Here is a 26,414-nt window from a genome sequence, read left to right as displayed (position 1 = left end):
CGCGTTGGATTGCTTTTAGGACTATCCTTTCATCTCAAATCGGGCTCCTTGTGTCAAATCTATGCTGCTAGCACCCTGTCGGCCTGGTCCCCACCTGACGTGAGTCCGGCAGTGGACCCCGATTGTGCTGAGTTATCACTTCGGAAATGTCGCGACAGGCTGCTAGATATTTTTCCTGCGGAGAAGAGCCGAGGCGAGCACGACCGAGAGAATGAGACTTTGGACGGTCAGGGCGTTCGGGCGCCCGACGGGGAGTTAGTCGGTGGCGCTCCCTGAGGGGGACGTGAGCCAAAGGGGCGCGGAGGCGGCTGCGTGATAAAGAGTGCAATATCCTTGGACGCCTTGGTGTCGACGCCCGGCTTTTGGAGGAATCCGAGATCTCGGAACCAATCGATGTAACGATTCTGCCAGGTCCCAAAGGGAATGCCATTTCTGTCGGCCAATCCCGCTGCCATACGGCTGCCGTCGGGCATGGGATCACCGGGATGCCGGCCGTGGCCGTAGAGATGCATTTCCACGTTGGGAATGCCCGCATTTAACATCGCTGAGTAATACTCCGTCGCCCACAGGGCATGGATCCGATCCCCGGCGCCGGCGCAGGTGATGAAGGCCGGTGGAGTGTTCCTTGGAATGGGAGGGTTTTGGCCGCGAGCAAAGGGTGTCGGCCCCGGATAGATAATTCCCACAAAATCAGGTCGCGAGGAGACGCCGGCCAGCGGGTCGCTGGCGAGATTGTTTGTCCGGTCGAACTCTTCAAAGAACACCGCGGCCGGCGCGGCGAGTTCGGCGCCGGCGGAAAAGCCCATGATGCCGATCTTCTGGGGGTCGATATTCCATGTTTTGGCATGGGCGCGAACCAAGCGGATCGCTTGAAGCGCATCGCGCACGGCATCCACCTCGGCCTTATATCCGTCGGCGCGAAGGCGATTGCGCAGGATGACCGTGTTCACCCCGTAGTTGAAAAAGTAAGGAACGAAGTCGGCGCTTTCGGATCCGACATTCAGCGTGCGGTGACCGCCTCCTGCCGCCAGGATAATGGCAGCACCTGTGTTGATCCCACCTTCCACCGTGTGAACCTCGATGGAGGGGTTGTGGATGTTGGTGATCCAGCTGATGCGGCCCGGAACCGACTTGCTGAGATTGTAATACTCAGCTTCGCGGACGCGGTCGGAGTTCAGCCACGGGGATCCGGGAGAGTACAGCGGCACCACAGTGCCGCCGGGCAGGATGGGCTGTGGCGCGTAGGGACCGTCATGGGTTGGGCCCGGCTTGGGAATGCCAAGGGGAGTGAAGGAGCTTGGGGGGGTGGACGTCTCCTGCTGGGCGCCACTGGCGCGATGCGGTGTCACGGAAACGGCCAGGGCGGAGAAGAAGGCTAGGCAGAGTTTCAAGTTCATGTCGGTCTACGATGGTGTTTGTCGGACACGTGTCATCTTCCAAGATGGCGGATTCCCCGAACTGCAGGCGGCTCGAGCATTCAAGGTCGCGCTTCGGTCAGCCTTCTCGTAAAAACGCTCATGATTTGAGTTTGGCCCAATCCCCGCCCTGAGTCGCTGGAAAAGTAGCTAGTTTCGTCGCTCGCTGTCCGCGCCTTGAGACCTATGACACTGCCGAGGTGCTCTTTCCGAGCTAGCAGCAGCCACCGCCGACAAGATGGGACGGCTGTTGAGAGGTGGGGAAACTCTAGGACCGGATTGGAGGAGTCGCTGTGATCATGGAGTGCTGTAGCCCTCTACAGCTTTTCAGCCCCCCCGGAGGGGGATCCCGGCTCAGCCCCTCCAACGCAGTCGTTTAGAGTAGGGACACCTGCAGCCATTCCGCCACGTGCAGGAAAAGCGGAGACATGTCTCCGCACTCCATAGCGCCTGGTTCCATCGCGTTAGGTTGCGCCGCTCTGGACACCGAAGCGAGCGATCGGTTCATAGCAAGGGGACAGAGCATCACTCCGCAAAGTGCCCGCCGGGGCTATCGATTGGCTACAAGCCTCCCTGGCCCTCGTCAGGCTGGAACCACCCCGACTCTGAGTCGGGGTGGTGAAACCCAGTCGGACGGTTAGTGGGCCCAATCTCCCTTCCAACAGTCTGTCAGCGGACGAATTCGCCTATTCCCCGAGAATGGGAATCTCGGAACGAATTCGGAAGAACTGTTGCGGAGTCGTGATGCGAATCTCGGTCTTCTGAATCCCATCGGCCGTGATCACATCAGATGCCACCGGAGACCAGGGCCCTGCCAGTGTTGGGGAGCTTTCCAATTTGAAATCGGCGCCGATGACCTGCGGCCAGACCACGGTCGCTTGGCCATTTTTCACCACGGCGGAGACTGAGATCCCGCTGAAGCCGTCGCCAGGCAGAATTACTTGATCAATCACGTGGATGACGCCGTTCAGCGCTTCAATATCGGCGGCAATGACCGAGGCTTGGTTGATCTTCACGCCGGCGTCACTGACGTCGATCTTTGCAGGTGCTCCCTGCAGCGTCAGAACCTGGCCATCCTTGAGGTCTGTGGAACGGAGTCGTGGTCCATGATTGATGTGATAGAGGAGGACGTGGCGCAGCCGGAGCGGATTGGCGAGAAGCGCCTCGATGGTCCCAGGAGGAAGTTTGGCGAAGGCGGCATTGTTGGGTGCAAACAGGGTGTAGGGTCCCGCCGCCTGCAACGTCTCCACGAGCCCGGCCGCCTGGACGGCCGTTACCAGTGTGCTGAAGTCTGGGTTTCCGAGCGCTAGCTCGACGATTCCCGGAGGCGGCAGGAGGACTGAGTCGACCACGTGGATGATCCCATTCGAAGCCTCCACGTCCGCCGCGACCACAGTAGCCTGATCGATCTTCACTCCACCCGTCGTGCTGACTCTCACGGCGGCCCCTTGAAGGGTAGGCAGACCACCGGGCTTCAGGTCGGCTGCGCGTACCCTGCCTCTCACGAGATGATAGAGCAGGATCGTCTTCAGCCGGTTGGTGTCCGCGAGCAGCGCTGGCAGCGTCCCGGGGGGAAGCTTGGCGAAGGCTGCATTGTTCGGCGCGAAAACCGTTGTCTCGCGGTCCGACACTATCAGGCGACTGAGCCCGGCAGCTTCAACGGCTGCGGCCAAAGTCGTGAAGTCTGGGCTCGAGCCGGCAATCTCGCCCAGGCTGGGCGGAGGCAGGATCACCGAGTCGATGACGTGGACGATGCCGTTGGAGGCCTCATTGTCTGTGATGATAATCCCGGCGTCATTGATCTTCGGTGCTGGTGAGAGCGTCACGGTGGCGGCTGCCCCCTGAGCGGTGATGATTTTGCCCGCCTGGAGATCGCCGCTGCGCACGCGTCCTGGCACGACATGGTAGAGGAGCACCGTGCGCAACCGGCTGGGATTTGCCACCAACCCGGCGAGCGTGGCTGGCGGCAGTTTGGCGAACGCAGCATCGGTGGGCGCAAAGACGGTGAGTCCGGCCTGGGTGTCGGCCTTGAGCGTCTCGGTGAGCCCGGCAATCTGGACTGCGCTAACGAGAGTGGTGAATCGGCCATCGCCCCCCGCCACCTCAAGAAGGTCGGCAGCGTGGGAGTGACGAGGCTGTGAGAAAACCATCAGGAGTAAACTGGCCGCTACGAGCTCACCCCTGAAGCGGTGGAAGAATGGAGTTCGTTGAATTGTCTTCATGGTTCTTGGTTCCGTTGTGGGTCCGGAGTTTGATAGTTGAGTGTTGACTGTCGATTTTCAGTCTATAGCACCCACCGACGTTAAAAACGGACACCGGTGTGGGGGATAAGTCCGACAGGCTAGTAGCCTTGATTTAAGGTGGGGCGAGGCTCGAGCCCACAACGGCTCCAGGCTTGCCTTAGCCGAACGTGAGGAATGGAGGCGAAAGTAGCGGGCTGCTCAGAGGCAGAATCCAGTGCCCGAACGTGGCGTGTTGGGGGGATAGATGCCGAGAGTGGTAAAGGATGAGTCAACCAGGAGCCCGAAACCCATGCTGAGATTTCGCCATCCGTTGACGAGCGTGAGCGTGGATCCTGAGTCGCCTCGGTGGCTCCATGCGTCTTGGGCCGGTTGGTAGATGCCTGCCCACAGGACGATGTTCAAAGCCACCAATGCGCTCGTGACAGCCGGCCGGTGAGCATGCAACACCTGGTATAGGAAAGACTCGAATCGAGTCGTCCAAGCTGCCCTTCTTCCATGCAGCAGGGCGTCCATCAGGTAGGAAACCTTGGCTGCTTGGGTGGAGGGGGCCGTCTGGCTTAACATCGCTTGGAGCAACCCGGTGACTATGGCGATATCGGGAACGAGACCGTTCAGCTGCACTTGGCTGCGAAGCTTGTCCAAGGCACGGGTGAGCCTCTTCTGGGCGGCTGCCTCGGTCAGCCCTAGGATTTTTGCGATCTGGCGAGCGGTCATCCGATGCCAAAAGCGAAGCAGGACCAACTTCCGGTCATCGGCTCCCAACCGACCCAGAGCTTGGTCCAGCTGCTCTTCCAAGGAGACCCCGTCTTCGGAAACGAGGTCGGTACGGGATTGCCCCTCAGTCAGAATACCGGCTTCCATCTCCCGGCTCCTCCGACGGCACTCCGAACGAACCAGTTTGCTGGCTTCAAAGACGGAGGCTCTGTACAGCCATCCCCCCAAGTGGACATCGGGAGCCAGCGAGCCCGCTTTCCGAGCAAACTGGTGGAACACACACTGAGCAACATCACAGGCCAGATCGGGATCGCGCGTGATCCGTCGCGCCGACCCATATACCAGCGAAAAGTGCTTGCGGAAGAGCTCTTTGAAAGCGTCCTCCGATTGCCCCCCCACATATCGCCCAATCAATTCGCGGTCGTTCGAGATCGTGTTCATAGCACAAATGTTCCACGAAGTAGCACCCGCCCAGTTTCAATCCGGACAAAAAAACAGTTTCCGATGATTGACGTTCAAATTGTCAAGAGATGTTGGGAAGTCAAGGGGGACGCGCGGGACAATCAACCAGGAAAACCGCACTGGTCAATCGCGGAGCCCGAATTTAGAGTCTGTGTTTTAGCATGGCGACGGATCTGGGCTTAAGACCGGTGGGGATGGCGGGGGCGCCATGCTTTTCATTGTTTTGGGGAATCCTCGCCGCTTGCTTAACTTTAACCGCACCGATGTCTGCCGCCGACCCCAGTCTTCATTCGCTGGCTCAGCCGATCCCACCGGGCGACGTCCAATTCACGCTGCGGGAAGCCGCAGGGGCGGGAGAGGCGTCTGGCGTCGAAGCTGTTTATCGGCCCTATCGCGAGCGCGACGTCAAGAAGACCCGCTCCCTGAATCTCTGGCGGGGTTGGATGGGCAGTGGATCCAGGGAACTCATTCGGGTGCAACGAGAAGAGTTCCGTTCAGTCCGACAGAGTCTGGTGGCCAGCGGATCCAATCTGACCTTTGCCGTGTCCCTCCGCTGTCCCGACGCCAAGTATGGCGCCTACCAGTTGCAAAGTGTCCGGGTGGTGGCTGGCCGCCTCGGTCACCTAGAGTTCGAGCGGTGGTCTACAGAGACGCCGATCTTGGATGCTGGCTTCGGACTGCAGTGTAGCGTGTCATCCCTTCGCGGCGAGGCTCGGCCTAGCGGACTCGCGGCTCAACCCTTGCGCGGATCACTCCCCCTCTGGCCTACGCTTCGAACGGTGGATCTGCAGTTCTCCCCCGTGGAAGTGCCGGTGGTTCGGCTCTTTGAATCGACCTCGAAACATCACTGGGATGGTTGGCGGCAAACCATCCCGCAAGGCTGGCCGGGAGGGAGAACCATCGTTCTGCGGCAGGTGAATGGCCCTACCGTTTGGAGGGAACACGAATACTACGCTTTTCCACCGGCCAATGAACCTCCCTTGGCGCATCCTGTGCCTCCGTCGGGAGTCATGTCGGGAATCCAGGTCGAAGTCTTCTGGCCCGAAGGCGGATCCCTTGATTTTCCGGAAACCCGGTTTGAGACGTCGGTCGAGATGATCGCGGTGGCACTCTCGAAGTTGCCACCTCGGATGGCCGAGCTTTTGGCACATAGTGTCAGGCTTCGGCCGGGAATCGAGCCTGGTTCGATCTCCGCCCAAGAATGGCGCGAGTTGGAAGCAAGCGTGCCGGAGCTTGAACTGCCGCTTTCCATCGAAATGGCACCCTCCGCCCAAGGCTCGACCGCCTTAAAGATCACGCGTCGCCCGGCCTTCACAGAGGCCTGGGTTTGCACCTTCGCGGCTCCCTATGATGACGCCCGCCGCTTCCTGTTAACGTCATTGTTGCTGCGGCCGGAGCGGTGGATAGGCCCCGTCCCGGAGTAGACGGAGAAGGCTCCGGCAAGTTTGGGGCAGGGCTCCCGTCAAACTGACGATTTTCTGGGTGCGCGCTCTTCGTCTCTTCATGCTGTATCTCAATGACTTCTGCGGTAAGTTGGGAGCTTAGCCGCGCAGAGCGGTTTCCTGCCGCTCCTTTTGTAATGTCTCGGCGCCGATGCTGAATAACATGTTGGAGCCTGCCACTCCACGAGGGGGGTGAACGGTTCCACAACGCTTATGAAGAGACTCATCTGGTCGAATTTGATCGTCGCGATTGCCGTGGCCTTGCTTGGTTCAGGAAACAACACCGGCGCTCAACCGGCACCGCTGGCTTATCAGGGTCGCCTCACGGAGAATGGAGCCCCGGCCACGGGGACCTACGCGATGGAGTTCAAGCTGTTCGATGTGCCCGAGTTGGGCTTCGGTGTTCAGAAGGGGGGTACGATCACGGACTCTTCCGTATCTGTTAACGACGGCGCCTTTACTGTGACCCTGGACTTCGGCGCGAGCGCGTTTGATGGATCTCTACGCTATTTGGAGATCAGCGTGAGCCAAGCCGGTGCCGGCACGCCGCTGCGAGTGCTGTCGCCGAGGCAGGAAGTCAGACTGGTTCCCTACGCCATTCACAGCCTGAGTGCTGCTCAGTTGGACGGGGTAGCGGCTGCCAGTTTCGTGCGCGCTGTACCTAACGGCAGCGTCGGAATTGGCACTCCCGATCCCAAGGCCTTGCTACATCTCTACCATCAGCCCGAGTCCCTCACGCAGTTAATCGAGACCGGTGGTGGAACCAACGCCTGGACCAAGGTGGGATTCAAAAACCTCAATGGCGAGTGGGACATCGGCACCTCACGAGGTTTTAACAGTGATGTGTTCTATATCGATCGGTTGGGTAGCGATCGGATTGAGTTCCAACTCTCACCTGGGGGCGGCCTCGGCTTGGGCATTGAACCTCGCGCCAAGCTTCATCTTTATGAGCCCGACTCGGTGACCCATCTGATCGAGTCCGGAGGCGGGGTGAATGCCTGGGCCAAGGTGTCTTTTCGAAATGCCCGAGGCCAGTGGGATATCGGAACGTCTCGTGAATACAACGGCGACCAATTCTACATTTCCAGACCGGGAGCGCCCTCGGTGGCCTTCGGTGTGCAGCCCAACGGGGATGTCTACGCCGCCGGGGACATCACCGGCACCCGGCTTTTCCTAAGGCCCGATCCGTTCGCCCCGCGAAATGCCGCCGTTCTCACTCAGGATCCCGGAGTCGAGAATTTTGTGCCCTATAACACCGCCCTCAATCGGGCCATGAGCCTGATCGTTCATGACGCCTCGGTGCGCACCCTGGAAATACGTGGCGGTGCAGACTTGGCCGAACCGTTCCCGATGAAGGAGTCGGAGATTGAGAAGGGATCGGTGGTGGTCATCGATGAGCAGGAGACCGGCAGATTAAAGATGAGCACGCAGGCTTACGACCGTCGTGTGGCGGGCATCGTGAGCGGCGCCAACGGGATTAACCCCGGCATCAGCCTCCGGCAGGAAGGGGTGGCGGATGAAGGCGAATATGTGGCTCTCACCGGGCGGGTGTATGTCCGGGCCGATGCGACTACAGGAGCCATCGAGCCCGGAGATCTGCTGACGACCAGCGATACGCCTGGCCACGCGATGCGGGTTGCGGACCATACGCGGGCACAGGGTGCCATTCTCGGCAAGGCCATGAGCCGTCTGAAGGAAGGCAAAGGGATGGTCCTGGTGTTGGTGACACTCCAATAGCTGCTCTAGGTGCCTATGCTGCTCAGGAAGCTTGCTATGAAATCGCCGATTGTAATCGCACTCCTGGCCTTCGCCGCAGCCTGGAAGGCTGACGCGCAGGCTGCGCTTCCCGTCAGTGGGAGGCCGGTTCCCGGGATGGAAATCTTCGATGCCACCATGTCCGGCTTCATGAGGACGAACGGCATCACCGCGGGGGTGCTGGGCATCAGCCGCGGTGGCCACATTCAGTACCTACGCTCCTTTGGATGGCTCCGCCCCCCCGCGGGCGCGGACCCGGGAATCCCCTTGCCGGAGAACGCCATGATGCGAACAGCCAGCGCAGTCAAGCCCGTCACGGCCGCCGCGATACGTGAATTCAGCTCTGTTGGTGGATTGGGCGCCGACGGCATCAACGCCCGCGCCTTCGATGGCTTGATCACCACCAAGAACGGCCTTCTGAACATAACTCCCAAGCCCGACCTCGGGGATCCGCGTCATGCGGACATCACAGTGAGCCACCTCCTTTTGCACCAGGCCGGATTCGACCGTCTGACGGATCCGCCTGGGGACGTGATGTTCAAATCCCGAACGGTGGCGGCTGCGCTAGGCCTCCCGAGTCCCCCTTCCAACCGCGAAATGATGAGCTACATGCTGGGCCAGTCGCTGCAATGGACTCCCGGCACCGTCAGCAACCTCACAGAGCCTGCCGGCACGGAGGCCTACTCCAATTACGGTTACATGGTGCTGGGGGAGATCCTTCAGACCCTCGCCGACGGCGGCTATTTCGCTTGGGTGCATCGTCGCATCATGAGCGCCGACCGCTGGATTCCATCCACGGAATTCGCCTTGGCCCGGTCGCTGCCGTCGGATCGCCATGCCCGCGAACCTGGATATGTTTCCGCCAACACCACCCAAAGCGTCTTCGATAACGAGAATCCGATCGAAACAGTGCCCACCCCGTATGGAGGTTTCTTTATCGAAGCCATGATCGCCCATGGTGGAGCCATCGCCTCCGCCCCTGCCATGATCCGTTTCGGAAACGCGTTCCATGTCTGGTATGACAGCGGAAATATCGGCCAACCCATCACGCCCGCCAACCCGATGCAGAACAACGCCCACTCGGGCAGGCTGGACGGCAGCAACACCCTGCTGCAGCAGAGGTCCGACGGAATCGTGTTCTACCTGGCCTTGAATCGAACCGACCACGGCGATCCCGACTTTGCCGACGTGCTGGGCAAAGCCATCAACACCCTGCTGAACGGGGGAGGATACTCCTGGCCTGGCAGTGAGACATCGGATGGATTCTGGGTTTCACTGGGCGCCGAAAACAGCACCGCCGGCTTCGGCGGCTATCATTCGAGTTATCAGGGCTTTCAAACATCGCTCGATCGGGTCAGCGATGGAAGTTATCTGCGGCTTCGAGCGGGCCGACAGGACTGGAAAGGAAGGATCCAGAAGCGCCTTCGCCTGGATGCCCCGGAAGGCGCGGTAGTCCTCGGGTTATGAACACATCGATTCTCTTGATCGCTGCACTGGCCTGGATGGGCCACGCCCTCACCTCGTCTGCGCAGGATTTCGCGATCGAATCCCCCCGTTTCACTTGGATCAGCAACCGGAGCTCTGATGAGACTTTTGCCATCGTCCCGCAAGGGGGACCGCTCGAGTCAGAGCCGATGGCGTCTGGAGAATTTAGTTTGACCGGAAGCTTCGGGTCGCTTGCCCCCGCCGTTCCCAGGCCCACGGGGGGCGAGAATCTGCTTCCACACGGGGATGCGGAAGGTCTGGTGGGCGCGAGCGGCTATTCGGTCGCCACCTTGCCGGGCTGGACGCTCACAGGCAATCTTCAGGTGGTGCGTTGGGACACGGAAGGAGGCTTCCCTGTCCTGGATGGTTCCGGCCCCGGCGATCCAGGCGTGAATTTTTTCGCCGGCGGTGACCAGGCTGAGGTCTCGACAGCGACCATCCGCATCGATTTGTCCGGTGCTCCTGCGTCAAGCGGCGACGGGCCGGAGATGGAACTGTCCGGGTGGTTTGGCGGCTACGGATTTCAAGATGACACCGCCACACTCACCGCCACGTTTTTGGACCCGGCTGGCGCGGCGCTGGGCTCCTTCCGCGTCGGAGGCTTCACCGGTGTTCAACGGCAAAATCGCACTCGACTGCTCTACGATTCCACAGCCTTCACGATGCCGGCCTCGGCACGCCAGGTCGAGCTGACCCTGGAACTGAGGCGCTATCAGGGGAACTATAACGATGGCTACGCCGACAACCTCAGACTTGCCTTCCGGCAACCCTCTGAGGAGGGGTTGCGGGTTGATGCATCGCTGCAGCCGGACACGGGATTAGAGTTGAGCTTCGTTTCCGAGCCGGGGAGGATCTACAGCCTCGAATCGGTCGAGGACCTGGGAACGCCTGCGTGGGAAAACCTGCCAGGCACCCAAAAACCGGGCACCGGCTCGGTGATTCGCTACCAGCTTCCCAATACGTTGACCCAACGGCAGAAATTCTTCCGTGTCAGGGTTGGACCGTGACGGGTGTGGATGCGGTCGGAATACGGGGTTCTATCCGACCAGGAGCGGACCTTCGCGCCCCGCTGGCGGACTGCGGGAGGGAAATTAGGCATCGACCGCGAATTCTAATCAACCGACCCATCCAGCTCTTGCCGCAATACTGCCGTTTTGTTATAAACTGCACTTAATTTTACCATGCATGCTGACTGTTTAAGAGCTGGCGGGAGGAAACCCCATTTAGCCACGCGCTCGGCCTCCGATGTTCAGTGCTTTGAAGGCAGTTCCCCGCGGCGTCACGGGATGAGCGAACGGATGGTAGGTGCCGCCGGGATAGCGCTGGCACTGTGCCTGAATGCTGACCCCTTGTTAGCCGCCAGCTTTACGAAAGCTGCCATCCCCGATCTGCCAGGAATGGCATCCATGGCGTCCGGCTCGCTGGCATGGGCTGACTACGACAATGACAATCAGCTCGACTTTCTGGTCACGGGCTCATCTTTCACTCAACTCTGGCGGAATACCGGAAGTGGGTTTGTTCGGGTTCCGGTAGCTGGGCTGCCTGGAGTGGGTGAAGGCGCGGTTGCCTGGGGAGATTACAATAACGATGGACGCCTGGATTTTCTTCTAGCGGGCATGAACGCCAATGGTGTGCCTGTCGCTCAACTCTGGCGCAACACCGGCAGCGGATTTGCTCAAACTACCGTTTCAGGCCTTTTGGGAGTCTGGCTGGGCGATGTTGCTTGGGGGGATTTTGACAATGATGGCCGACTTGATTTTCTGCTCACGGGGACTCGAACATTCGCCAATGGACCCCGGTTGACGCAACTTTGGCGCAACACCGGCACCGGCTTCGTGCGCGTCTCCACACCGGGTTGGGTGGGGCTCGAAAGCAGTTCCGTCGCCTGGGCAGACTACGACCGGGACGGCTGGTTGGATTTTCTTATCATGGGCACGACCAACGGCATGTTCGCGGCCAGCGGACCGAGTGCCGCCAACGCGGCGGTCACACAGCTCTGGCGCAACACGGGGACCGGCTTTGCACAAGTGCAAATTCCCGGACTTCCACGCGCCTACGGAGGGAACCTGGCCTGGGGCGATTTCGACAATGACGGGCGACCGGATTTCATCATCACCGGCGAATCGGCCGCCGGCAAGATCACGCAAGTGTGGAGAAATACCGGCAGTGGTTTTGAACGGCTCTCGATCCCCGGCTTTGGCGGGAACTTCGGTGGGACGGTCGAGTGGGCGGATTACGACAACGACGGCTGGCTCGATTTCATTGTCAGCGGAGGAGAGAATCAGGCGGCTACCGAGCTTTGGCGGAACACAGGTGGGAATTTTACTTTGGACCCCGCGAGCCATATCTCGCAAGTGGGCGTTCCTTCGGTGGCTTGGGCCGATTCCGATCGCGACGGCCGGATCGACTTCTTGATCACCGGGTTCGACGGCAATCGCGAACCTCAGGATCAATATTTCGCTGAACTGTGGCGCAATCTTGAGCCCATCGTAAACGGTCCCCCTTCTGCGCCTTCAGGACTCCGCGCCTCGACCAGCTCGGGCGTCACCACCATTCAGTGGTTGCCGGCGATGGATGATCACACGCCCGCAGGAGGGCTCAGCTATAATTTGCGTGTCGGAACCCTTCCGGGTGCCTCCGATGTGCTCGTTTCCCATGCGGACGGCGTGACGGGTTTCCGACGTGTCGCCGCCCCCGGGAACGCCGGGTCTCGCAATCACCTGCAGTTGCAGCTTCCTCCCGGGAAGTATTATGCAACCGTGCAAGCCGTGGACTCGGCATTCACCGGCGGCGCATTCTCCACCGAACTCGCGTTTGCCACGCTGCCTGAGCTGAGCATTCGACGTCAGGGCGATCAGCTGGTCGTTGCCTGGACGGCTCCCGACTCGGGCTATGTGCTCGAGTCCAGCGAGGTGTTATCCGTTCCCAACTGGCAGCCCGAACCCATGGGGACCATCAGTCCAGTGCTCATCAGTGCCGCTCAGACTTCGCGCTTCTTTCGGCTCCGTAAACCGTGACCTGTGCGGCTTCTTTCCCCTCGAGGCGGGACAGCGGCCGGTTGCCGCTCTCCCGCCCGGGGGGCTTGCTACGGCGAATTGTGATGGCCCCGCCTCAGGGTTTTCGCAGTCGGAAGAACCCGGCATCCGTTCCCGCCTGCCGGTTGGTGACGTTGTATTCGCCATCCACCACGACCGGGGCGGTGGTTAGATTGGTGAATCCCCCGATGACCAGCCCGCCGAACTCGGCGCGACGTTGAAGGTTGAATCCCGGATATGCGGTCGACCAGTGCAACCGCACCTGTTCTGGTCCGGCATCATTGGCGATGTGCAGAACCGGTCTCTGATCTGGGCAGGGAAGTCCGAAGAGTTCCAGGGTATAGGTGTCGCAGCCTTCGAAGTCCTTATAGGTGTTCTTCTCATTGATGACCACCGTGAAGTGTTCACCGGCTGGAACCTGGAACGAGAAGCCGCCGGAGCCGGCTGCGATCGAGTCACCGCTCGAACCGACTAGGTTCGCACACGGGGCGGCCGGGTCGAACTCACCCAGATAGGCAGTTCCTTGAAGCGCGCGGGCCGCATCGGTGCACGGCACGCTGAGAAGGACAGCAACGCAGGCATCCGGGCCATCGTTGGTGAAGCGGTGCGCCGTGTAACGAAAGGGCGGATGCCAAAGCGAGGTTGTTCCGGAACAAAATGGAGTATCGCCACAGCCTGAAGGATAACCACCCAGGATGCGCTCGTGCAGGACCCGCGAGTTATCCAGGGAACCCGCCAGGGCCAGGTGACAACTCTCGCATCCCCCTCCACCCGATGAGCATTCGGCCGGGGCCAGTTCCAAGCTCCAACACTGCAGCGACCCCACGACGCCCGCGACGGTGTCCTCCACGCGGAGCGTCCAGGCCCCGAAGGAATCCAGGCCCACCAACTCGTTGAGATGCCCCTCAGGCGCGAAGGTGCCGGAGAAGGGGGCGTCCGCCGTGGTGATGCTGACCAATCCGCCGTCTGCGAATCGAGTGGGCCGCTCGCAGCTTTGACCATAGTTGTTGCCCGCGCCTCCCTGGTTTGACGCCAGCACCACCTGCACTCCTTGCGGAGAGATCAGCTTGAGACGCAGTTGGCCGACGGACGGATGCGTCGCATGCACCGAGACACGCACGCGGCTCACCTTGAAAGAGGGGGCCACCGGGAGCAGCGAGTTGAGAACTCCAGCATCGGGAATGACAATGGGTCCGCCGGCACTCGAAAATTCCTGGTAGGGACCGGCTGTTCCGGTCGGCAGGCGGATCGGAATGGCGAACTTCCCATGGCCGACGGTCCCCAGAATCAAGTGAAACACGGCGTTTTCCCCGCACGGAAGATCCGGCGTGGTGCGGATCTGGAAGACGGCGCGGTTGGTGTTGCTGCCCATTGCCGGAACCACCCCGAAATCCGCTTGGCCCTGAGTGATCAGGATTCGGTTGTCGAGGGATTGCAGGTGCGCCTCGACGACCTGGACGTTGGCTGCCGTCGGGTTCTCAATGGTCACAACGAGGTTGTCACATTCGTTGGGCTCGATACGGCCATTCCCATTGCCTGCCTCAATCAGCGCTGATTTGAGACGAAGTGGCAGATCCCCAACGGTGAGGGTGATGTCATTGCCGCTGCCTCCTTCGTAGCTGAGCCGAAAGGGAATCCCGCTCAGCATCACAACCGCGCCTTCCGGTCTTCCATTGAAGTTTCCGGTCGCTGGAACGGCACCCAGTTTGCTTCCGATATAGAATTCCTGGCCCGCCGAAGGTGGGAAACCCAGGGACAACTCCAGCGCTGCCCCGGTGACATCCAGGGCGCCGTGGCTCTCAAACCAGTTATTCCCGTAAGGTGTGAACGCTCCGGATTGAGGCGGCCCCTCGATCCGTTCGACCAAAGTCGATCCCGGAAGAAAATTCACGGTTTGCGCCGTCAGCCGCCCTAATGGATTACCGGGCACGAGTGTTCCGTCGACGGAAAGAGAGCCCACGAAGCCGCTTCCCCGCAGCGTTGCCGCGGGAGCCACATAGACATCGCTCCCTGGTTGAGATCCGTTAATGGTGACCGTGCCCCCGTAGATCAGGGTATCGCCGGTATAGGTGCTAACTCCGCTCAGAACTAAGGTTCCGGGACCCTGTTTCACCAGTTCCCCGGGTCCGAGGATCATACCTTCGAAAGTGGATGTTCCACCTGAGTCACTGATGATTAAACGATCGGCTTCCAGAGCGATCCGACCGGATCCGGCTAGAGAACCGATTTCCTCAATGCCTTGAATCCGGAGTAACCCCGAGTAACCGATGGAGACCGGAGCGTGATCGTCGATCTGCGGCCTGACTGCGCCGGTCTCAACCACATCCGCCTCAGGTCCGCCGATTCCGTCACCTACGATCAGCGGACCAGGAATGGACAGGTCATCGGATCCGGTTCGATTCAGGATCATGCGCCCTTCATTCACTCGCGTGGCACCGAGGTACGTGTTCGACCGAGTGCCGGAGTAAATCAGGGTACCCGCGCCGAACTTGGTCAGCCCCGCGAGGCCGTTGATGGTTCCGCTGACGTTGAGCGTCCCGTTGGTGGGCACGTTCAGCAAAGCGGTTTTGGAGAGGAACATCGGACCTGACCAAGAATTACTACCCAGACTCACGAGATGACCGCTGTAAAGCGTTAGGACGGCGTTCGTGGCGCTTAACACTAATCGCTCTGAGGAAATCCCGAGTCCCCCATTCAAGAAGAGCGTGCTGTCGCCTTGGACGATGGTGTCCCCTTCAGCCGTGCCAAGCGCGTGGTTGTCCGACAGGCCGACATTACCCTGGGCCAGGGTGAATGATCCGGTGAAGCTATTCGAACCCGTGAGGCCCAGGTAACCGTAACCATCTTTGATGATCGATGCTGGGCCGCTGACCGAGGCTTCGATAAAGAGATTCCCGCCGTAGATGAAAGGCGGTTTCAGCTCCGGGAGCACCGTAATGTGGGCCTGCGTCGCGTTGCCGAGACGCAGGCGGCCTTTGATGCGGTTCGCTTCCGAGGGGGAATCCACCACCGCCAGCACCTGGATATCGGTGTCGACCGTCAATTGCCCGGATCCAGTTTCCACCAACCCGCCACCGACGAAGGTCAGGCCATCGATGGATTCATTGTAGCCGTTGAGATCGTAGAGGCAGCCGGCGTGCAGCCTGAGCGTGCCGCCCAAGTTGGCGCTGCGTGTGTGCCGTACCGTAGCGGTGCTGTTCGTGGTCCCAACGATGAGGTCTCCCGGCACCGCAGTCCCCGCGAGTTTGCTGAGCAGCGTCAACCCGTCCACCGCCGCCAAGGCCCCGGAGAAGCTGTTGCCGCTTTTTCCAGCGATCTCGAGAGTTCCAGGACCGATCTTGGTCAATGGACCTGTTCCGCTGATGACTCCCTCCAACTGGAGATTGCCGCCGAGTAAGGTGTTGATTGTCGCAGGGGCGCTGAGGGTCAGGTTAGTCGAGAGGGTGGCGCCGCTTCCGATGCGAATCGCACCGCTGAATCCGCCCACACCCGCCCCCGCAATAGTCAGGGGTTCAGGCAGAGTCTCAACTGCGGTCTCGATGATCAATTCGGCGCCTGATGCGATGGTGGTGCCGTTGAATGGTTGACCGAAGGCAGCATCGGTGGCCACCCGCACATCTCCCTCGTTAATGAACGTGGCGCCATGGTAGGTATTGGTTCCTGATAACCGGAGTGTGCCTGGTCCGGTTTTGGTAAAACCCCAGCCTCCCGAACTGCCGATGCGCGCCGGGATTTGCAGATCCTGAGTCGCCTTACCGTCCTCGATATGGAAAGTGCTGGCGGCGTTCAGAAGAAGGAATCCTTCGAGGATGGCAGAGGAGGCCGATGCGCGGCTAGTTAGGTCACCGTCCAGGGCCAACCGGCCAGTCGTCATCGAAACTTCCCCCCCCTGCAGCACTAGATCGCTGATGGTGTCGGTGTTGGCGAATAGCTTCAGGGAGGATCCATCGCGCACGGTGACGGTGGCGGCGTCCGCGATCTGGTCGTCGAAGTTGAGGCGCGCCACGGCGGCGTTGGTGCCGTCGCCAACGACGAGGTTTCCCGGAATGGCGACGCGGCTGATGATGGTGAGCGGCACCAGGCTGGTGGTTTCGCGCTGATAAAGGGCCAGGGTGCCCCCGTTGACAAAGGTCGTGCCTCGATAAGTGTTATCCTTTTCGCCGAAGAAGGTCACCAAGCCGGCACCCGTCTTAACCACATCCCCTTTTCCGCTGAGAACACCCCGCAAGCTCATGTCTCCCGCGGCTGCTAGATGGAGAGTTGCGCTCGAGAGGACCAGGTCCGAGTTCACGGTCAATTGTCCGCCGGTCGACACGCTCAGCGCCTGGGGACCGCTGAAAGTGACGGATTCCAGGCTCAGGGTGTTGACGGCATCGGCGGCTACGGCAATGCCGTTGGTGACGCTTATTCCAGATCCGCGAAGATTGTATCCTCCGCCGAGGCCCAGGAACTGAATCTCGTGTAGTCGCAGTCCGGGGATATTGTTTGTGTTCAGCAAGCGAGCGGCACCGGACGGAAACACCAGCGTGTCCCCGTGGGTCGGCACGCCTGATCCCCCCCAGTTGTTGCGCTGATTCCAATGGGCGCTGCTCGCGTGACCGCCGGTCCAGATACGGGTGGCGGCACCGGCCTCGGGCACTCCGACACTGAGAACAGCAAGCAGCGCCGCCTGAAGAAACGCTGAACGCAGCGCAGCGTAGGAAAGAGGTAGGGTCTTCGTCGGGTTTTTCATATAATTACTCAGGTTAGCCGGTGCTGGAACTGCTTCCGGCATCTCTATTCCTTTAAGAATTTCCGACCCCTCGTTAGTGAGGTTTTTGAAATGAGCGACGATCACGGCAATCTGATCGCGAGGCACCCCTCCAAAACCACTCTCGGTGGACTTACAAACCGGGGATGGAATGGCTCCTTAGGGCTGCCGGTTTTGCCGCATGGCAACGGATGGGCGATTTTGACGGTCCTCCGCTGCGGACGGACACCGACACGAGGATTGTGCAGGCGTGGGTGCAACGAGCCTGACCCGGCCTCGGGTGGCGCTACCGGCTGCGAAAGGCGCAGAGGTGAGTTGCGGTGCGGAGGTAGATCGTGGTCGCGTCGAAAGCCGGGGTGACGAAAGCCGGCTCTCCCAGGGCATGTTGGCTTACAAGTTCGAAGGTGTCGGCTGCTTTGACGACGGACACCTGACCGCGATTGGACACCAGGTAGAGGTGGCCGTTGGCGATGACCGGGGAAGCGCTGTATTGCCCCGCGGCTTCGAGACGCTGGTCATACACGACTTTCCCAGTGAGGGCATTGACACAGGTGAGGATCCCACCGTTGCGAACCATATAGATCCTCTCTTCAAAGAAGACGGGAGAGGGAATCTCTGGGATGCTCCGGTTGAGCTGCCACGCGACATGCGTGTCCGTGACGTCGCCGCGGCCACCGGGTCGGACGGCCATGAGCATCGGTTTGCCGCGTTTGAAGGAGAGGTTGGCGATGAGTTCCTCGCGGGTGATCAGCCCATCCTTGTCCTTGTCCATTCCATCGAAAATTTCGTTCTGCCGCTTGGTGCGTTTGGCCTCTTCCGCGGGCACCGGAAAGCCAAAGCCCGGGTGCCCGATCGGCAGCTCCGGCCGAAGGGGATAGGTGAAGTGCTTGGTGATCTCGTTGCGACCGACTTTGCCATCGCCATTGGCGTCAAATCCCAGCATGGCTTTCCAGAACGGTTCCGGATCTGGTTGTTCATCGGCAACGCCGCCGAGCATCGCCGCCGCCGCATAGACCTGTCCTCGGCCAGAAATGGGCTGTGCGATGGTCTCGCGCGAAAATCCAGTGGCGAACCATTTTTCCACACCGGTTGCCGGATCGTAACCGCAGAGCCGTCCGCTGCCCAACACCACCAACTCATCACCGTCGGCGTGGGACCAGATGGTCGGCGTGGACCATCCGCTCCGCTGCAAAGGCCGGGGTGTCTCCCAGGCGAGCTGGCCGGTGGATTTCTTAAACGCGAGAATCCGTGACTGGCTCAACTTGCTGTCGGGCAGGTTGGATTCATTGTCCACGACCAGTATGAGGTGGTCGCCATGTCCGATAGGAGAGGTTGCCGTGCCATAGAGGCTCTTGGGCGTTGGGATCGGCTGCCGCCATAGTTCTCGTCCGTCGAGGTCATAGCACAGCAAGCCGTAGGCTCCAAAATAGACATGGACGCGTCCTCCATCGACATAGGGCGTCGGGGATGCGGGACTGTTCACCTCATGGACCTTCTCCTGGGGCATTGCCGGCGCGGGTTGGGTCCAGATTCGTTTTCCCGAAACGGCATCGAGGGCCAAGGTGACCAATTGATCCCCCTCCGCTGCCGTGAGGAAGATCCGGTTGCCAGCCAGGGCAGGGGAGGAGAGGCCGGGCGGGATCGGTTGCTTCCAGACCAGGCTGCGGTCCTCGAGCTTCAGGGGTGGTTTGAACGCGGCCGCTACCCCCGAGCCGTTGGATCCACGAAACTGGTTCCAGGAATCACCGTTCGTTGCAGCGTGCAGCGAGGTGTTGGCGTGAAGCAGCACGAGTAGTGGGATGATCAGCCAGGGTCTCATGGTTCATGGCTATCCATAGTCGTTTCTGTGGGTTTTCACCAGAGCAAAGTCGGGCCCTTAGATGAGTCACCTTAGGGAGACGCCACCAGGATCGGGGGAAACTCCGTTCGTGGTCAAATCTAGCCCTACCTCAACGCGGAGCACGCGAAGGAATTCCGCCGCTTTGTCTCACACGCGCAACCGAAACCCTACACTGATCTGGACTCCTTCGGCGGCCTATGCGATTTTTTCGCTGACGGGTCGTTCCATACCGTCTGTAAACTCCAACGCAAAAACTCCAATGAAGAAATTCTCGATGGTTTTGTTGTTGTCGACCCTAAATCTGTTCGTCGCTATCCCGGCATGGGCAGAGGATCGGAGCAGCGCTTCCCCAACGGCCGACGCCTCGGTTGCCGAGCTTAAGGAAGAGTCCTCCGCCGCCTCCAGCATCGGACTACCTTTTCCTAAGAACGCTCCAGTCCAGGCGACGGCTTATCTGCGAATGCATACCCTGGCCGCACAAACGACCAATCCGGATTGGGAGCAATCCATGAACGAACTGAGTCGACAGGGGGACGGCGGGTCCCTGGGCTTTCTGAAAGCCCTGAAGGCGCCCGACTTGACCGCTGCCCAAGCCAAAGTCGTCGAGCGGACGATCCAGGCTATCAAGAAGCGGCTCGTTTCCGATGAGTCGATGGTTCCCGTGGGAACCTTCGTGGAACGACTCGAGCGAGCGGCACTTGCTGATGTGGTGTGTCATCGGATGGAGTCTACCTTGGTCTCTTGGGCTAAGAAAACAGTTCAGACGCAGATGGGCCGCTCAGAGCTCAGGATGGCCCTAGAGCGGATGGCGAATGAGAACGATAAGCCAACAAACACTTCAGGATTGGACGCCACCTATCGCCAACGCCTCGCCACCTACGCTCGAGGTCTGCTGAAGCCGTGATGAGTTTGGTTGACTTCCTACTCAATCGTCGGAAACAACATTAGCCGCAAAAAGCGAAAAGGGACGAAAGAAACGGACGGACAGAGGGTGAGTGAGTTCCAGGGTTCAGAACCTCTTTCGTCATGTTTCGTTTCTTGCGGCCACATTGCCTTAAGCCCGGAATGGATTCACCACGGATTCCTCGGATGACACGGATCCGCAAAGACCGGGAGGGACGACCCTGATCACTCTGAGAAGGAGTGCGAACTCGTGCTCAAGAATATTATAAAACCTTCCTAATCCGTGTCATCCGAGCAATCCGTGGTTTCCATCCTCCTTTCTAGGATTAGAGCCGTCACCGCGGCTCACGTCGGGTCCGGCCAGATGATCCGATCAAAGTCACGTCGGAGCCGGATCCCCCGCCCAGGATTTATCGACTCCATGTAGGCGATGCGCCCCGCCAGGTGTTCCTTGAATCGGGGATGATCCGCACGATTTTGCGCGGCGACCCCCTGCACCACGCAGTTGTGCAGGATCGCCTTGAGACAATCAAACTCTCGGCGGGGTGTGTTCAACCGGTCATTGAGCACTAATCCGACCGCCCGCTGTGAAACGGACCGCCGCATCATTCGGGTTTTTCGCGTTTGCACCGCAAAGCCTTCCTCCAGAGCGATGGCACAGACCTGAATGTAAAAGCGCTCAACCATCCGGGCAAAGGCACTGTCCCCAGAAAACACCAAATCATCGGCATAGCGGGTGTAAGCCGCCCCAGCAGCTTTCGCCAACCCGTGCAGCCGCAAGTCTAAGCGAAACGCGGCAAGGTTCGCCAAAGCGGCGGAGGTTGGTGCCCCCTGAGGGAGATGGGGACGTCGGTAGAGGTCCTTCAAGTGGCACCGTTGCGTGGGGTGAACGGTGGCGGGACAGGAACTTAGGACTGCGAATGGCGAAGCATTGGTGCAAAGTCCCGCCAACATTGCCGCGACTGGTTCGGGATAGCCAGCGGTCAGGAAGATCGCCAACACACGGGATTTCATGACCGATGGGAAAAAGTCCTGCAGATCCAATCGCATCACGATCTCACGTCCCACATGGGGCTGGGCGAAGCTTTGGACGGATCGTCCGGCTTGGAACCCGTGGGCCGCCGGGTGAATGGGGATACGATTCAGCAGTTGGAAAAGCACGTGCCGTTGGAAGAGTTTGAGCCGCTGTTTGGGACACTCCAGCAGGCGCGCTGAACCTCCTCGCTTGAGGACCCAATGGTAGCGGTAATGCCGAAGTGGTCCCTCGGGTAGGGTTTGCTCCTGAGTTCGGCTATCTGAGAACCAAGCCAACTCGCCGGGTTCGAGGTTGAGCCAGCGAGCCAGGTCACCCGTGGTCGCCAACTCGGGAAGCTTCCAATGTTCTGGGGCACCGGCTGCCGGGCACATGCCGGGTGCGGGGTTGATCCCACTCCGGAGGCTTAGCTGGGACATGGCCACCGCTCTGCGAAATCCCGCGTCCTTGAGAATGAACCGTTCCATCCGAAGCCGACGCCAGCGACGACCTTCCCCGAAATGAGCCACGAATCGCCTGGCAAAGGACCGCAACCACCGCTGCCGTCCCAGACAGTGTTCCCTGATTCGCTGCACCAACGCCTCCTCCTCGATCCTCCCCTGTTGGATCGCAATCGCCAACTGTCGCGCCACCTGATTGGCAAACTCCATGAGAGTAGAAAGCGGGACAGTGCTCCAACGCGTCCCGTTGTGCGTGAGCGGATCTGCGCGCCAGCGCAGCGTGGCTCTCGCGATGAAACGAGCTACTGACAAGTTCCCCCGGGGTAACCCCGGAGAGATGAAGGCCGACCGAGGTCCGCTTCATCAGCTTGGAGCACCGCCCGCTACGATCCAGATTAAGCGCCATTCCGCTTGAGCGAGTCAACTTGGTTTACTCGCAAGTGAGGGGGGGCAGGGGGAGTGATGAGTGATGAGTTGGGAGCGTGATCGCGCTCTCGTGTTCCCGTCCCATCGTAATCGCAATCGTAATCGTTATCGTCACCCTGTAGCGTCGTCCGTCCCTGGACGATTTCCCTTAGGCAACTCTAACTCCTCTCTCAGTTCGTTCTCCTCGTGAGGATCCGCTTCGTTGAAGAGCGCATGAGGCAAGCTTGAACGCCGGTGGCATCGCTGCGCGATGCTCCGTATTTTTTAAGAGTTCCGGGGGTGCCAGCACCCCCGGCTAATCTCTGCGAACCTTTCAGGTTCGGAGTTCCGACCAGGTGATGAACTCTCACATTGCTCAACTTGTTGAGGCCGCCTTTTTGAAGAGACAGCTGAGAATCCTTTCACATCCGAACCCGAACCCCAGGCAACTTCTAGTTCGCTTTCTCCGGCGGATAGCCGACGATCCCCTCCGCATGAGCGCACGAACGGCCTTGAGTCGCGGATACTGGATGGGAGCCATTGGCCTTACCGTCGTCATTGCGGCGGTGGCCGTCGCTGAGTTGGCCTCCGGGCGTGCCCCGTTCGGACCAGACGGTCGGTTTGGCTGGTGGGATGGAGATATTTGGAGCAGCACAAATTCTCAACGGGTCGCGGATGCCTATAGTTTTTCTCATTTCATCCATGGGATACTGTTTTATGGATTCCTGTGGTTGGTCGCCCGTCGGCTGCCGACGTCTCAACGGTTTGTGATGGCTGTCGCGATGGAGGGGGCTTGGGAGCTGCTGGAGAATTCGCCTTTCATCATCGACCGCTACCGGGCGGCTACCATAGCGCAGGGCTATGTAGGCGATAGTGTGTTGAACTCGAGCTGCGATATCCTCTTTGCCGGCTTGGGATTCCTGTTCGCACTGAAATGTTCTGCGCGCATCAGTTTGGCGGTGGTCCTTGCGATGGAACTCGGATGTCTAGTGTGGGTGAGGGACAATCTCACCTTGAATGTGATCATGCTGGTGCGACCCATCGAGGCCATCAAGACCTGGCAGTCACAAGGACGTTAGTGAGAGACCGCCGGACCCCGCTGCGCTGGGGGTTGGGGAATCGTCCGACACGGACGACGCTGCATTGTAGTGTGGGCCGTCTCGGCCCATGAGGCGTGAAAGGAGGGAAAGGATGAGGGGAGATGCCCGCTGCGTTCGGGGCTGGGGAATCGTCCAGCATGGACGACGCTACAGTTGTAGTGTGGGCCGTCTCGGCCCAGGGGGTGGGGAACGTCCAGGGACGGACGTCGTTACATGGTTACTGCTGGCCGGCCTTCGCCTGAACCTTCCGGATCTCGAAGCGATAGGGGTAGGGCTTCGCTGCAGTGCGCGCGAGTGCCACCAGGGCGTCATCCGCCGCCTGGGCCTGGCGCTCGAGTTTGGGCGATGCCGGATTGTCGCGGTTGAACTGACGGCGGAAATGGGCGCCTCCCCAGGCTTTGTCACGCGCATCCACGAACTCCCTGACGGTGTCGGACTGCGCGTCCCAGGGGCCTCCCGGCTCCCATCCGTTGGACGTTGCGGAGGCGATGTTCTCACCACGGGCAAGCCGTTCGGCGCTGTAACTTCCCAGCAGTCGACCTTCGGCCCGGACCTCATAATCGCCGGGTGCCAGACCGGTCACTTTCAGCCGGTAGCCGTTCAGGGTCTCGGGAATCGGAATCCACCGATGGTTGAGGGCGCTGAAGATGCCTAGATTGAGCGGTAGCCCGCGGTCCAATCGGCGGAAGGTGAGGCCGTCGGTGAGACGCTTCAAGGCGGAGACGGTGCAGTTCTCAGCCGCCAGGGTGCGCAACGCGCCCGCGTCGATGGTGACCGACGACACCTCGGCCGGAGCGCCTAGTCCGCGGAGCATGGCGTAGCCCATCGCCAATTGACCGAGATCGTTGAGGTGGACCCCGTCCTCCACATGCAGTCGAGTCTGCTTCTTCGGATCCTTCTCGCTGGCATTCGCGGAGACCACGCGACGTTGAATTTCCCGCATTCCCCGCGAGAGATCAATCGTCTGAGCTCCCAGGGATCGGGCCAACGCCATCCCGTCGTCAGTCATGATTTGGAGATAACCCTTCTCGGCGGTGTCCGGAGCTTCGGCGGTAATGGCAGGAGAGCAGATGAAGACTCGTATGCCGCGTGCTTGGCTGCGGGTGACGATCTCTCGGATGCCATCGAGGTACATCTGACGGTGCGCATCGTCCGCCTTCGTGCCCCAGCCGATATCGTTGATGCCGAACGCTACCGTGAGCACCGTGGTGCCCGTGGCGAACACGTCTCGGTTGAGGCGCTTCAGACACCCGTGGGCGGTGTCGCCGCCCTGGCCTGCGTTGACAAACCGCACATGACGATCGGGGAATCGCATCAGAGTGTAGTGCTCCACGATCTTGGTGTAGCCGCGGGCTGCCGTGATGCTGTCGCCCAGAAAAGTCATGGTGTCGCCGTTCCGCAGCGCAAAGTCGGCTCCGCGGGCGGTGGGCAACAAACCCACGACGCTGGCGATGGCAAGGATGAATCCAGTCAGTTTCATGCTTCGTTTGGGGAGCCCGCGGGCATTTCGGTTCGAGCTTTGTCTTTTGGACGCGAGGTGACCTCGCGGAAACGGGATTCGTAATCAGGGTGGTTGGTTCCCATGAGGCGGTCCCAGATGTTAAAGTAGAGGCCGTAGTTGCCCCGCATCTTTTCATGATGCATCACGTGGTTAGTGGGAGTGTTGATAAAGAGCCGGAGCGGGGTATTGAAGACCCATTTGGGGTGGAACTCAAAGCCAGTGTGGCCGGCGACGTTGAAGAGAATCTGCCACAACATGACGATTCCAAAGGCGGCCGGATGAATCGGCATGACGGTCACGACCAGCGGAAAGATCCCGGCCTCCACCACCGCCTCCGCGGGCGCGAAGGAGTAGGAGGCCCAGGGTGAGGGATTGGTGGAAAGATGGTGGACGCGATGGAAGATCGGAAAGAGCTTGCGGTGATGCATCAGCCGATGCGTCCAGTAGAAATAGGCATCGTGGAGGAAGATGGCGCACACGATGCTGCCGAAGAACCAGCCTCGGCCATAATCAGAGATCTTCCAATACATCTGGGTCCATCCAGCCCTGGAGGCAGCGATGGTGCTGGCGCCGATCAGTCCAAAGATGACCAGTGTGAACAGCGAGTAACGGATCTCTCGGCGGACGTCGGAGGACTGCGGAAAGGAGGCGATGATCTTGCGGTGGAACCACTGGCTGCGGAATAGGCGATAGGCGAGCAGCCAGGCGATGCCCGCGAAAAGAAAATACCGGAGTCCGACTTCGATGGTGGTAAAGAGGGACCGTTCCAGGAAGGAGTGCTGATTTCCGAAGAGCAGGTCGAGGACTTTCATGTGGGGAATGGGGAAGTGAGTAGTCCGCTGACGATGAGATCCACCGTGGCGTCTTCGATGGCCTGCTCCGAGAACCCAGCGAGACCCGGGTCAAAGGGTCTTTGGAGATTCGCCCAGGCGATCGTTTGAGTGAGGACTGCCACAGTGGCAGTCACGTCCGCGACGCCTCGTAGTTGTCCGGCGCTGATTCGGGAGGTGAGATACTTGCCTAGCCCTTCGAGCAGACGTTTCCGAAGTCCAAAAATGAACACATCCGCGAGGCCGGGGAACTCGAGTGCCGATCGCATGAGCAGGACGAGTCCGGCACGATGCCGAGTCATTAGGCGATACTGCTCGCGCAGCACCTGATCGAGTTCTGTTCGGATGTGTGCGGCAGAGGGAGATCGTAACGCCTTTTCCAGAACAGGCCATTGCCCCTTGCGGCCGAGAACCTCTTTCAGGAACTCCAGAGTGGAACCGGGTGCGGGTGTAGGTACTGGGATCTCCAGGTCCTCCAGCCATTCTGGGTCCTCAGCGGCGGTGTGACGGATCACGAGATCAAAGAGCGCTTCCTTGCCCTCGACATAGAGGTAGATCGTGCCAGCGGCCACACCCATCGCTTTGGAGACGTCCGCGACCTGGGACCGCTCGTAGCCCTGCCGACAAAAGACGTCCAACGCGGCTTCCGCCAGTTCCTTCAATCGCTTGCCCGAAATGTTGGCCTTTAAACGTGGCACGCCTCTTTAATAAATGAATGAACCATTCAGTCAACTACTAAAGTGGTGCCCAGGCTAGCGCGGATGTGATTATTTTCGGGTGAGGCTTGATCTTTTGTGTGTGATTGATCGTACAGCGATCCGATGAGGTTTATAGTTCATTCGTCCACCTAGACGATTCCTGCGGCCTGATGCTTGTGGAAGAGCTAAATCCTATGCCGCTGGGGGCAATCCTGCGCCTTTTCCGCCTGAAGCCCAATCCATGCAGTTGAGCAAAGTCACTGTTTGAGGTGTGCTAGCGGTATTACATGAAAAACTCAACTAAGCACCTCGACGTATCGAGTCCCCAAACAGTGACGGAGTTTATTAAGCTGCATAACGGGC

The 26,414-nt window shown here is 60.0% G+C and carries 16 protein-coding genes; 7 read left to right on the top strand and 9 right to left on the bottom strand.

What is annotated here, in order from left to right:
- Window positions 1–227: 227 nt before the first annotated feature.
- The 3 genes from JNN07_15370 to JNN07_15360 form a co-directional block, all read right to left on the bottom strand.
- On the bottom strand, window positions 228–1,397 hold the full coding sequence (locus JNN07_15370) for an alpha/beta hydrolase fold domain-containing protein (GenBank protein ID MBL9169119.1): 1,170 nt from the start codon (window positions 1,395–1,397) through the stop codon (window positions 228–230).
- A gap of 704 nt (window positions 1,398–2,101) precedes the next feature.
- Window positions 2,102–3,637, bottom strand: coding sequence for a fasciclin domain-containing protein (locus JNN07_15365; protein ID MBL9169118.1), 1,536 nt, complete (start codon window positions 3,635–3,637; stop codon window positions 2,102–2,104).
- Window positions 3,638–3,856: 219 nt separating this feature from the next.
- Window positions 3,857–4,813 (bottom strand): sigma-70 family RNA polymerase sigma factor, encoded by a 957-nt coding sequence (locus JNN07_15360; GenBank protein ID MBL9169117.1) that lies wholly within the window; start codon window positions 4,811–4,813, stop codon window positions 3,857–3,859.
- A gap of 284 nt (window positions 4,814–5,097) precedes the next feature.
- Here JNN07_15360 and JNN07_15355 point away from each other — a divergent pair, with 284 nt between their 5' ends.
- The 5 genes from JNN07_15355 to JNN07_15335 all read left to right on the top strand — a co-directional run bounded on the left by JNN07_15355 (window position 5,098) and on the right by JNN07_15335 (window position 12,533).
- Window positions 5,098–6,258 carry a hypothetical protein gene (locus JNN07_15355; protein MBL9169116.1) on the top strand — a complete coding sequence of 387 codons (1,161 nt, stop codon included), beginning with the start codon at window positions 5,098–5,100 and terminating at the stop codon, window positions 6,256–6,258.
- 231 nt (window positions 6,259–6,489) lie between these two features.
- On the top strand, window positions 6,490–8,013 hold the full coding sequence (locus tag JNN07_15350; GenBank protein MBL9169115.1) for a hypothetical protein: 1,524 nt from the start codon (window positions 6,490–6,492) through the stop codon (window positions 8,011–8,013).
- 36 nt (window positions 8,014–8,049) lie between these two features.
- Window positions 8,050–9,498, top strand: a complete 1,449-nt coding sequence (locus tag JNN07_15345; protein MBL9169114.1) for a beta-lactamase family protein — start codon at window positions 8,050–8,052, stop codon at window positions 9,496–9,498.
- Entirely contained in the window at window positions 9,495–10,523 is a 1,029-nt protein-coding gene (locus tag JNN07_15340) for a hypothetical protein (protein MBL9169113.1), read from the top strand. Before JNN07_15345 ends, JNN07_15340 begins: the two co-directional genes overlap by 4 nt.
- A gap of 174 nt (window positions 10,524–10,697) precedes the next feature.
- Window positions 10,698–12,533 carry a VCBS repeat-containing protein gene (locus JNN07_15335; GenBank protein ID MBL9169112.1) on the top strand — a complete coding sequence of 612 codons (1,836 nt, stop codon included), beginning with the start codon at window positions 10,698–10,700 and terminating at the stop codon, window positions 12,531–12,533.
- Between the two features lie 94 nt (window positions 12,534–12,627).
- Here JNN07_15335 and JNN07_15330 read toward each other — a convergent pair whose 3' ends face one another.
- Entirely contained in the window at window positions 12,628–17,283 is a 4,656-nt protein-coding gene (locus JNN07_15330; protein MBL9169111.1) for an autotransporter-associated beta strand repeat-containing protein, read from the bottom strand.
- A 304-nt stretch (window positions 17,284–17,587) separates the two neighbouring features.
- Window positions 17,588–19,120, bottom strand: coding sequence for a PQQ-binding-like beta-propeller repeat protein (locus JNN07_15325; protein ID MBL9169110.1), 1,533 nt, complete (start codon window positions 19,118–19,120; stop codon window positions 17,588–17,590).
- Window positions 19,121–19,400: 280 nt separating this feature from the next.
- Between JNN07_15325 and JNN07_15320 the strand changes: the two genes are divergently transcribed.
- Window positions 19,401–20,045, top strand: a complete 645-nt coding sequence (locus tag JNN07_15320; GenBank protein MBL9169109.1) for a hypothetical protein — start codon at window positions 19,401–19,403, stop codon at window positions 20,043–20,045.
- Window positions 20,046–20,389: 344 nt separating this feature from the next.
- On the opposite strand, the gene JNN07_15315 is transcribed toward JNN07_15320, so the two are convergent.
- Window positions 20,390–21,829, bottom strand: coding sequence for an RNA-directed DNA polymerase (locus JNN07_15315; protein ID MBL9169108.1), 1,440 nt, complete (start codon window positions 21,827–21,829; stop codon window positions 20,390–20,392).
- 587 nt (window positions 21,830–22,416) lie between these two features.
- On the opposite strand from JNN07_15315, the gene JNN07_15310 reads away from it, so the two are divergent.
- Window positions 22,417–23,001, top strand: a complete 585-nt coding sequence (locus tag JNN07_15310) for a DUF2585 family protein (GenBank protein ID MBL9169107.1) — start codon at window positions 22,417–22,419, stop codon at window positions 22,999–23,001.
- 238 nt (window positions 23,002–23,239) lie between these two features.
- Here JNN07_15310 and JNN07_15305 read toward each other — a convergent pair whose 3' ends face one another.
- From JNN07_15305 to JNN07_15295, 3 genes are read right to left on the bottom strand one after another with little or no spacing between them, the layout of a single operon-like run.
- Window positions 23,240–24,502, bottom strand: a complete 1,263-nt coding sequence (locus tag JNN07_15305) for a hypothetical protein (GenBank protein MBL9169106.1) — start codon at window positions 24,500–24,502, stop codon at window positions 23,240–23,242.
- Window positions 24,499–25,335, bottom strand: coding sequence for a sterol desaturase family protein (locus tag JNN07_15300; protein MBL9169105.1), 837 nt, complete (start codon window positions 25,333–25,335; stop codon window positions 24,499–24,501). Before JNN07_15300 ends, JNN07_15305 begins: the two co-directional genes overlap by 4 nt.
- On the bottom strand, window positions 25,332–26,051 hold the full coding sequence (locus JNN07_15295; GenBank protein ID MBL9169104.1) for a TetR/AcrR family transcriptional regulator: 720 nt from the start codon (window positions 26,049–26,051) through the stop codon (window positions 25,332–25,334). Before JNN07_15295 ends, JNN07_15300 begins: the two co-directional genes overlap by 4 nt.
- Between the last annotated feature and the right edge of the window lie 363 nt (window positions 26,052–26,414).

It is taken from the genome of Verrucomicrobiales bacterium (genome assembly GCA_016793885.1).
GTDB lineage: Bacteria > Verrucomicrobiota > Verrucomicrobiia > Limisphaerales > UBA11320 > UBA11320.
The sequence above is the reverse complement of the archived record's forward strand: the minus strand, read 5'-3'. Positions and strand labels throughout refer to the sequence as shown.

Bases quoted from the DNA above. Each gene is read 5' to 3' on its own strand.
- JNN07_15330 (MBL9169111.1), bottom strand. From the start codon at position 17,283: ATGAAAAACCCGACGAAGACCCTACCTCTTTCCTACGCTGCGCTGCGT.
- JNN07_15305 (MBL9169106.1), bottom strand. From the start codon at position 24,502: ATGAAACTGACTGGATTCATCCTTGCCATCGCCAGCGTCGTGGGTTTG.
- JNN07_15365 (MBL9169118.1), bottom strand. From the start codon at position 3,637: ATGAAGACAATTCAACGAACTCCATTCTTCCACCGCTTCAGGGGTGAG.
- JNN07_15340 (MBL9169113.1), top strand. From the start codon at position 9,495: ATGAACACATCGATTCTCTTGATCGCTGCACTGGCCTGGATGGGCCAC.
- JNN07_15350 (MBL9169115.1), top strand. From the start codon at position 6,490: ATGAAGAGACTCATCTGGTCGAATTTGATCGTCGCGATTGCCGTGGCC.
- JNN07_15320 (MBL9169109.1), top strand. From the start codon at position 19,401: ATGAAGAAATTCTCGATGGTTTTGTTGTTGTCGACCCTAAATCTGTTC.
- JNN07_15325 (MBL9169110.1), bottom strand. From the start codon at position 19,120: ATGAGACCCTGGCTGATCATCCCACTACTCGTGCTGCTTCACGCCAAC.
- JNN07_15370 (MBL9169119.1), bottom strand. From the start codon at position 1,397: ATGAACTTGAAACTCTGCCTAGCCTTCTTCTCCGCCCTGGCCGTTTCC.
- JNN07_15310 (MBL9169107.1), top strand. From the start codon at position 22,417: ATGAGCGCACGAACGGCCTTGAGTCGCGGATACTGGATGGGAGCCATT.
- JNN07_15345 (MBL9169114.1), top strand. From the start codon at position 8,050: ATGAAATCGCCGATTGTAATCGCACTCCTGGCCTTCGCCGCAGCCTGG.
- JNN07_15360 (MBL9169117.1), bottom strand. From the start codon at position 4,813: ATGAACACGATCTCGAACGACCGCGAATTGATTGGGCGATATGTGGGG.
- JNN07_15335 (MBL9169112.1), top strand. From the start codon at position 10,698: ATGCATGCTGACTGTTTAAGAGCTGGCGGGAGGAAACCCCATTTAGCC.
- JNN07_15300 (MBL9169105.1), bottom strand. From the start codon at position 25,335: ATGAAAGTCCTCGACCTGCTCTTCGGAAATCAGCACTCCTTCCTGGAA.
- JNN07_15355 (MBL9169116.1), top strand. From the start codon at position 5,098: ATGTCTGCCGCCGACCCCAGTCTTCATTCGCTGGCTCAGCCGATCCCA.